6 protein-coding genes are annotated in these 6594 nt (G+C 33.5%); 2 read left to right on the forward strand and 4 right to left on the reverse strand.

All coding sequences use genetic code 11. The features are described from left to right. Window positions 1–45: 45 nt before the first annotated feature. Both AAEZ18_RS05380 and AAEZ18_RS05385 read right to left on the reverse strand, forming a co-directional pair. A complete protein-coding gene (locus tag AAEZ18_RS05380; RefSeq protein WP_197182640.1) occupies window positions 46–1014 on the reverse strand; it encodes a class 1 fructose-bisphosphatase in 969 nt (322 codons plus the stop codon). Between the two features lie 289 nt (window positions 1015–1303). Further along, window positions 1304–2065 (reverse strand): DeoR/GlpR family transcriptional regulator, encoded by a 762-nt coding sequence (locus AAEZ18_RS05385; RefSeq protein ID WP_011330173.1) that lies wholly within the window; start codon window positions 2063–2065, stop codon window positions 1304–1306. A 188-nt stretch (window positions 2066–2253) separates the two neighbouring features. Here AAEZ18_RS05385 and glpK point away from each other — a divergent pair, with 188 nt between their 5' ends. Beyond that, window positions 2254–3738, forward strand: coding sequence for a glycerol kinase GlpK (gene glpK, locus AAEZ18_RS05390; RefSeq protein ID WP_192531716.1), 1485 nt, complete (start codon window positions 2254–2256; stop codon window positions 3736–3738). 271 nt (window positions 3739–4009) lie between these two features. Beyond that, complete coding sequence (locus tag AAEZ18_RS05395) at window positions 4010–4741, forward strand: MIP/aquaporin family protein (RefSeq protein WP_033103174.1); 732 nt, start codon at window positions 4010–4012, stop codon at window positions 4739–4741. Between the two features lie 220 nt (window positions 4742–4961). On the opposite strand, the gene AAEZ18_RS05400 is transcribed toward AAEZ18_RS05395, so the two are convergent. Continuing rightward, the gene (locus tag AAEZ18_RS05400; protein ID WP_197182639.1) at window positions 4962–5585 is read right to left on the reverse strand and encodes a hypothetical protein; all 624 of its coding nucleotides are present in this window, start codon (window positions 5583–5585) and stop codon (window positions 4962–4964) included. 289 nt (window positions 5586–5874) lie between these two features. Next, the gene (locus tag AAEZ18_RS05405) at window positions 5875–6438 is read right to left on the reverse strand and encodes a lipid-binding SYLF domain-containing protein (protein WP_089369312.1); all 564 of its coding nucleotides are present in this window, start codon (window positions 6436–6438) and stop codon (window positions 5875–5877) included. Window positions 6439–6594 lie beyond the last annotated feature (156 nt).

A 6594-nucleotide genomic window follows, 5' to 3' on the forward strand; every position in this document is an offset into this window, starting at 1 on the left:
CTATATAAATACAGATGTCACTCTTAAAGTAATAATGTATGTTTTTTATTTTCCTAAAGCATACTTTTCTATAAGTAGAACTTCATTCTTAGAACCAATAAATACAGGGATCCGTTGATGTATACTTGAAGGCACAGTGTCTAAAATAGAAGTAGTCCCATTACTTGCTAAACCATTTGCTTGCTCTACTAAAAATGCAATTGGGTTTGCTTCATAAAGTAATCTTAATTTACCGTATTTAAAGTTTTTTTCTTCAGGGTACCCAAATATACCTCCCTTACATAGAATTCTATGCATATCACCTACCATGGCTCCCAACCATCTCATATTAAAGTTTTTCTTTCGGATACCATCGGTACCAAGCTGTAAATCAACAATATATTTTTGTACATTTTCAGGCCACTTAAATTGGTTTGATAAATTAAATGAAAATTCATTCGTATCTTCTGGAATGTTTAAATTAGGATGTGTGAGCATAAAGTTATTATTTGAGGGATCTAATGTATAAATATGTGTTCCTGAACCTGTTGATAAGGCAAGCATAAGCGATGGGCCATATAGAACATAGCCTGCAGCGATAATTGATCTTCCTGTAGAAAAAAAGTCTTCTTCACTAACTTCTGTTTGGGCAGGAGAAGCTGAAGTTATAGAAAAAATAGTACCTAATGAACCATTTACATCAGTATTAGATGAACCATCTAATGGGTCGAAACAAATAAGGTATTTGCCAAAACTATTACATAATATAATGTCTTCTACTTCTTCAGATGCGACAGCTCTAACCTGCTTATTCTTTTTTAGAGATTCAATCAAAATATTATTAGCGATAACATCTAACTTCTTTTGTACCTCTCCTTGTACATTGTGATCAGGCAATGAGCCAAGCACATCAGATAATGCACCATGATTAATACGAGTAGCTATTTCTGTGCATGCACCAACTATGCTTTGGAGCAGCAGTGTGAGTGTTTTTGGAACGTTATCCTGCTCTAATTGTGTATATAGGTTTTTCATTGGTGCCTTATCGATAACATTAATACTAAAGAGTAATACATGGTTTTAATTTGCTTTTATGTTCATTTTTAAAAGTATCACTTATTTGCGAACATTTGCAAACATTAAAGTACATAAAAGAAAATAAATTCTGGTATACAGGAGTGAAATAGAGGAGGGAATTACAAAGTTATATATTAATTTAACCAATTTATTATTTAATTATTAACTACATTAACAACGAAATTCATGGTATCTACTTGAAATTATTTGAATTGTTCTGTATGTATTAGATGGTTTTGATTGACTACTATCGTGCTATATGAAGCTTAACGTCATGTTCGGAAAGTAAGGTTAGAATACTCTTAGGTGGTTTAGCATCAGTAATAAAGTCATCTGCTTGACTAATGTTACCTAAACGAACCATAGCGCACCTACCAAATTTTGAATTATCAGCGGCGAGTAAAACTTTACGTGAATTTTTGATGATTGCTTGAGCAACACGAACTTCACGATAATCGAAATCAAGTAGAGAACCATTTTCTTCTATCCCACTTATGCCGATAATGCCGAAGTCCATACGAAACTGATTGATAAAATCTTCAGTTGTTTCACCAATAATACCACCATCTCTATGTCTAACTTCTCCTCCTGCTATAAGAACTGAAAAATCCTTTTTAACGCCTAATATAGCAGCAACATTTAAATTGTTAGTTACAACTTTAAGGTTTTCATGCGATAGAAGTGCTTTAGCTATAGTCTCAGTCGTTGTTCCTATATTTATAAATAAAGAAGAACCATTTGGTATCATACTAACTAAATGTTGCGCTATTTTTTGTTTAGCTTCTAAATCCATGATTTTTCTAGTTTGATACGCCATATTTTGAATGCTTGAGACTACACTAGCGCCTCCATGATGACGCCTTAATTTGTTTAACTTTGCAAGATGGGTAAGGTCGCGTCTTATCGTCTGTGGAGTGACTTTATAGTGCTCAACTAATTCTTCAATAGAAATGGAATCTCTTTCTTTTAATAGTTTTAATATAGATTCGTGTCTCTGATCTTGGGTCATTTTTATTTAGCATAATTTTAATTTTAATTAGTAAAACTATTATAAGTGAAAAAGAAGTAAATGAGAATTTTATAGAAATTATTTCATTAAATAATTGTATATAAAAGTTTGATATTTGTTGTATGTTACATTTAATTCATGTAATAGTACAAAAACGAAAATAACCGAATGTTAAAGTGTAAAAAATAATGAATAATTATATCCTTTCAATTGATCAAGGTACGACTAGCTCTCGCAGTGTTTTATTCGATTTAAATGGCAAAGTTGCATATATAGAACAACAAGAATTTGAACAACATTTTCCAAAAGATGGTTATGTTGAGCATAAGCCTGAGGACATATGGGAGTCTGTTCTTCATACTATTAATGCTGTTATGAAGAACCTAGATCCTGAGCATGATAAAGTTATTGCTATTGGTATTACTAATCAACGCGAAACTACAATCGTTTGGGATAAAGTAACCGGTGAACCCATTTATAATGCGATAGTCTGGCAAGATAGGCGTACAACAGAACTATGCGATAGTTTAAGGCTTGCAGGAAAAGAAGAACTAATTATGCAAAAAACGGGGTTATTAATCGATCCGTATTTTTCTGCGACTAAAATAAATTGGATTTTAGAAAGTTGTCCAGGCGCTCGTGAAAAAGCAGAAAATGGTGATTTAATTTTTGGTACGGTCGATACTTATTTGTTATGGAAGTTGACAGGCGGAAAAGAACATCGCACAGATGCAACTAATGCATCGAGAACTATGCTATTTAATATTCATACGCAAGAATGGGATACCGAACTACTTGAATTACTTGATGTTCCATTAAATATGCTACCAGAAGTAATGGATTCATCAGATGACTTTGGTATGGCGAGTGAAAAATATTTAGGTTACGAAGTGCCTATTTTAGGTATGGCAGGTGATCAACAGTCAGCACTGTTTGGCCAAACATGCTTTCAAGCAGGTATGGCTAAAAGTACCTATGGAACAGGGTGCTTTATGATGGTTAATACAGGTGATCAAGTTCTTCAATCTAAAAATAGACTTCTTAGTACTGTCGCCTATCGTTTGAATGGCAAACCAACCTATGCATTAGAGGGCAGTATTTTTATAGCTGGCGCAGCAATTCAATGGCTTAGAGATGGCTTACAGTTAATTGAAAAAGCAGATGAAACAGAATTACTCGCTATCAATACCTCCCTAGATCATGGAATATATATGGTTCCTGCATTTACTGGTTTGGGTGCACCATATTGGGATCCAAATGCTCGTGGGGCTATATTTGGATTAACTAGAGATACGGGTATTAAAGAGATAGTAACAGCAGGATTACAGTCTGTTTGTTTTCAAACTAAAGATCTTCAAAAGGCTATGGAATCAGACGGCGTAAGGCCTCAGGTACTTAGAGTTGATGGTGGTATGGTCATAAATGGATGGCTTATGCAGTTTTTGTCAGACGTTTTAGGTGCAGAGGTTGACCGTTCAACTATTAGTGAAACGACTGCTTTAGGTGTAGCTTATCTTGCAGGACTCAGGGCTGGTGTATTCTCATCACTTGAGTCATTGGCAACTAATTGGAATTGTGAAAGACGATTCGAACCTGGCATGACCAAAACAAAACGTGATGAGCTTTATGATGGCTGGTGTAAATCAGTTAAAAAAGTACAAAGTGAAGGATAAGTTACTAATTTACCTTTAAATATAAATTCATACCAAACTTGTTTGATTAGAGTTTATGGATGTAAGTAAAGTTATTCAAACTCGCAATCATAAACTCTAAGCTCAATAGGATAGTTTTATTAGTGACCATTATAGATGCTTTTAAGGATATCAAGCACTTTGAATTACAACATTTAAACAAAAATAGTTTCATAGTGTAGATAGTATTCGCTTATAAAAAGACATGTTCATTAAGGTAGATTTAATTTTAGCTTTTAGCAAGGAATATAAAATGACACCATTTATAGCAGAAATATTAGGAACGGCCCTCTTAATTTTAATTGGAGGCGGTGTAGTTGCTAATAATATTTTAAAAAAAACAATAGGTGAAGGAGGAGGGTGGATGGCTGTTACTACAGCTTGGGGTCTTGCTGTATTTATTGGTGTGGTTGTCGCTGGCCCTTATAGTGGAGCACATCTAAACCCAGCTGTAACACTTAGCTTAGCAGTAGCTGAAAAATTTTCTTGGACTGAAGTCCCTGCTTACATTGCTGCACAATTTATTGGTGCAATGATTGGAGCTTTTTTAGTTTATGTAATATATAAAGATCACTTTGATGCTACAGATGATGCAGAATTAAAACGAGCAGTCTTTTGTACAGCACCAGCAATACCAAATACATTTAGAAATATAATTAGTGAAATTGTAGGTACTTTTGTTTTATTGATTTGTGTATTTTATTTTTCGGCGGCTGAAATCGACAATGGTACTGGGACTAAAATTGGTTTGGGCTCTATAGGTGCAATTCCAGTTGCTTTTGTTGTGTGGGGAATTGGGCTTTCATTGGGTGGTACAACAGGATATGCAATAAATCCAGCTAGAGATTTAGGGCCTAGAATTGTACATGCTTTGTTACCGATCAAAGGTAAGATAGATAGTAATTGGAGTTATTCATGGATTCCAGTGTTAGGTCCGACTATAGGTGGTACTTTAGCTGCGTTACTTTACACTATTCTTAGTTAATAAAAGTTATAATTAAGATCCAGACGCTCTGTATAATACAGGGCATCTGGATCTTATACTTATTTATTGTATAGTTATTACAGCCCATAAATTACGGTACGTAACATTAAAGAAAAGGGCGAAAAGCCCTTTTTTATTAATTAGTTACAATGCTGTCATGGTTGACAGCCTGTCAGTTGGGAGATTTGATTGGACAGAATTTTACTATTATTAATTCTATTCAAAAAAAAGTGGTTAGTTTAATAATCGAACCTTCCCAATCTGATTTTAACGCAACTACAAAAGTAAAAAGACTAATCAAAAATGGAAGAAAGTAATTAGTAAAAATTGTAGTTAAGAACAAAAAATTCAGAAAAAACTTTAGTTTAGTAAACATGAACTGTTTTTCATAAAACTGAATTTCATCGTTCTTTTGAGATTCAGAAATTGGATTATAAGGCATTGGAATCAAACATCTGAAACGATTATGCTTAAGTTGAGAATATGAAAAATCATTAAATCTAAGATCTTTACCACTAATGAATAATAATTTTCTATATTTATTATTAAGGAAATAGTGGAAGGAGTCAGAAAATTTATGTTTACACTTAGACCATTCATCTTCGAGGAAATAAAGAATAAATCTATAGAAAAAATAGCCCCATGAAACCCATAAGAAAAGAAATATTGCTTTTGGGTTACCAAACTTTTCAAAGCTAACTCCCCCCAGCGTAATCTTATTTGCTTGCACTTCTGCTAACATCATAAAAAGTACTAATAAATTTATAATAAACAAATTACGTCGTTGACGTAAGAAGTTATCTGACATCACATTACTTGGCTTATTACTTAAATTCACTTCCATTTGTTACCTACAGATTGATCAAAAGAACTTTAAAAGACATTAATTTTCAGATAGCTAGACTACTCTTAATTAATGTCTAAATAAAGAGAGAACTATATGGCTAACGAGGGAAATATTGGTTAATTTCTCTAAAGTTTATGAAATTAACAGCCATTGCTAATCAGCTAGTAACCTCTCATTTACAGCATAATAGATAACCTATAAGTTATGTTATGTTAAATTGATATATTTAAAAGAAAGCGAGGGTGATTATTCAAATCAGCTCGCTTTTAGGAGAGTAATTTAGGGGTTAATTAAGCTCGGAGTCGACCCAAAACTTAGTACCTTTTAATACTGCTTGTAGTGCAAGGCCGCTTTCGGTCAAAGAATACACAGTAACTTGGTCTGCTATTGCTTCGGCAACTAATGCACCGCCTTTTTCTTTATATTTAGCTGCTGCATCTGCGTTTCCGCCAAATGCCCAACCGTGTTCAATAAATCTGTTTAGTGCCGCTTGGTTATGAAAAACCATAACAACGTTAAAGTCTTTAACACCTAAACCTAGGCCTAAACCGGCTTCGCCCATATTCATGTATGTAGATTTACCCGTTAGGTTATTTTTAATAACACCATAACCACCACCAAAACTAGCTAAAACAACATTGACGTTGGCATTATCAAAAACAGCATAACCTGCAGAGTTAGCAATTTGCTTTTTAACATCTGGTTTTATCGTGTAAAGTTTACTTAATGTATTTGATTCCATGCTATGCACTAATGCACGTTTTTCGCTTGGTGAGGCGCTGCCTGTTGTTGCACAACCTGTGAGCGCGAGTGTAAATACGACCATACTTAGCAAAATAAATCTTTTCATGAATTTTCCTTAAATAACATTTATAACTAGCAAGTATATAATTACAAAATAATAGAATCTATTTATGTCCAATACTTAGCATTATATATAGTGATTACTGTGTACTAATTATTTTTTTGAATTGTAACAATGAGTTATACTTTAAATTGAGATACA

Origin of the sequence: Pseudoalteromonas sp. 19-MNA-CIBAN-0066 (assembly GCF_040308705.1) — a bacterium.
Classification (GTDB): domain Bacteria; phylum Pseudomonadota; class Gammaproteobacteria; order Enterobacterales; family Alteromonadaceae; genus Pseudoalteromonas; species Pseudoalteromonas nigrifaciens.

Bases quoted from the DNA above. Each gene is read 5' to 3' on its own strand.
- AAEZ18_RS05380 (WP_197182640.1), bottom strand. From the start codon at position 1,014: ATGAAAAACCTATATACACAATTAGAGCAGGATAACGTTCCAAAAACA.
- AAEZ18_RS05385 (WP_011330173.1), bottom strand. From the start codon at position 2,065: ATGACCCAAGATCAGAGACACGAATCTATATTAAAACTATTAAAAGAA.
- glpK (WP_192531716.1), top strand. From the start codon at position 2,254: ATGAATAATTATATCCTTTCAATTGATCAAGGTACGACTAGCTCTCGC.
- AAEZ18_RS05395 (WP_033103174.1), top strand. From the start codon at position 4,010: ATGACACCATTTATAGCAGAAATATTAGGAACGGCCCTCTTAATTTTA.
- AAEZ18_RS05400 (WP_197182639.1), bottom strand. From the start codon at position 5,585: ATGGAAGTGAATTTAAGTAATAAGCCAAGTAATGTGATGTCAGATAAC.
- AAEZ18_RS05405 (WP_089369312.1), bottom strand. From the start codon at position 6,438: ATGAAAAGATTTATTTTGCTAAGTATGGTCGTATTTACACTCGCGCTC.